The organism is Mesorhizobium sp. M0816 (genome assembly GCF_040320005.1).
Taxonomy (GTDB): Bacteria; Pseudomonadota; Alphaproteobacteria; order Rhizobiales; family Rhizobiaceae; genus Mesorhizobium.
This window is the reverse complement of sequence record NZ_JAMYOT010000096.1, coordinates 1-1,323: the sequence shown is the minus strand read 5'-3', so window position 1 is coordinate 1,323 and position 1,323 is coordinate 1. Positions and strand designations below refer to the sequence as shown.

Below are 1,323 nucleotides of genomic sequence, written 5' to 3'. Positions count from 1 at the left end.
ACGACGGCGCATACTCCACCGCGATCGTCCCGCCCAGCTCCGTCACAACACTGCGCAGCAGGTTCGGATTGCCCGCGCCGGGGGCCGAGATGAACATGTGGTCGTGGTAGTCAGTAAAATCCGGCAGGCCATCGCCATTGAAGTCGCCGACCGGCGATCCAGCAGTCATTGCCACCGGAAGGTAAAACCGAACCGGGGTGAAGTCCGTCGAGGACGGCTGCAGGAAGTAAATTTTGACCGTGCCGGTGCTGTAGGGCTGGGTCTGGAGATCGCTGTTGCTCAGCGTGATGAGGTCCATGCGGCCGTCATTGTCGAAGTCGCGCAGGATGCCAATATCTCCGTCCGCGTCGTGCTTGACGTAGCCCTTGAAGCCAATCCCGGTCGACAGAAATACTCGGGTGCTGCCGCCCTGGTTGTAATGGACAATGTCTGTTGCCCCATCGCCATTGATATCGGCCAGCACGCAAGGGCCGGTGGTGATATCGAATGAGGTCCCGCCCGGCTGCCATTTGTCGACTGAAAACACCCCCTTTTTTACGGAACTATCGCCCGATCTGTATATTGGCTGCTGACGGCCATTGCCGAGGAAGTCGCCGACGCCGAAGGGGGAGCCGCCCTTATCGAGCGTGTCGATTCCGTCGCCGTCGGCATCGGCTACGAAAGCGCCTGCTGCAGATGCCGGTATTGCCGCACAGACTGCTTCGTAACCGGCCGGCGCGCAGCCAACCTTTGTCATCGACAACTGGGGGGTTGTCTGAACGATCGATCTTGTTGTCGAATACGTAATTGCGCCGGTGGCCCCGTTGAAAGAACTACTCGTTACCGCAGTCGCAAAGTCCATTGTGTTTTTGGTCGAGAGAAACCGGCCAGGCCGAGAGAAATACTTTGGAGTGTAGTCAATGCCGTCAACAGGTTTTGAAATCGAATCAAGCTGCAATGATATGGTTCCGATCGGAGTCCCATCTGAGTTGAATTTGTAAATATGCTTTGTTCTAGTCCATACGTTTGTTGGGCTTCCATCGTGGCCGCCGCTATTTTGGGATTTGTTTATGCCGTCCCCAAAGATCTCGTCGCGACCGTCAAAATCCAAATCGCCGGTCTCGTTAGGTGCTCCTGCAAGCGCACTATTAACGCTCGTATAGAGCCCATCTGTATTCTGATAGGTCATCTGGCCGAGCGGCTTTGCGGTGCCCCCGCTGATGGTGCCGTCGGCGGCGATGGCCGCATCGGTGCCGTAGCGGGTGACGGCGGTCAGCCGTGAGGCGTTGGACAACGGCGCCTGGTCGTAGGTCAGCTTATACGCGCTGCGCAGCGCGCCGGAGA

Annotated in this window: 1 protein-coding gene; it reads right to left on the bottom strand. The window is 57.7% G+C overall.

What is annotated here, in order from left to right:
* Positions 1-1,323, bottom strand: a 1,323-nt coding sequence (locus NKI17_RS36810; protein ID WP_352907946.1) for an FG-GAP repeat domain-containing protein, incomplete at both ends; no start/stop codon positions are given.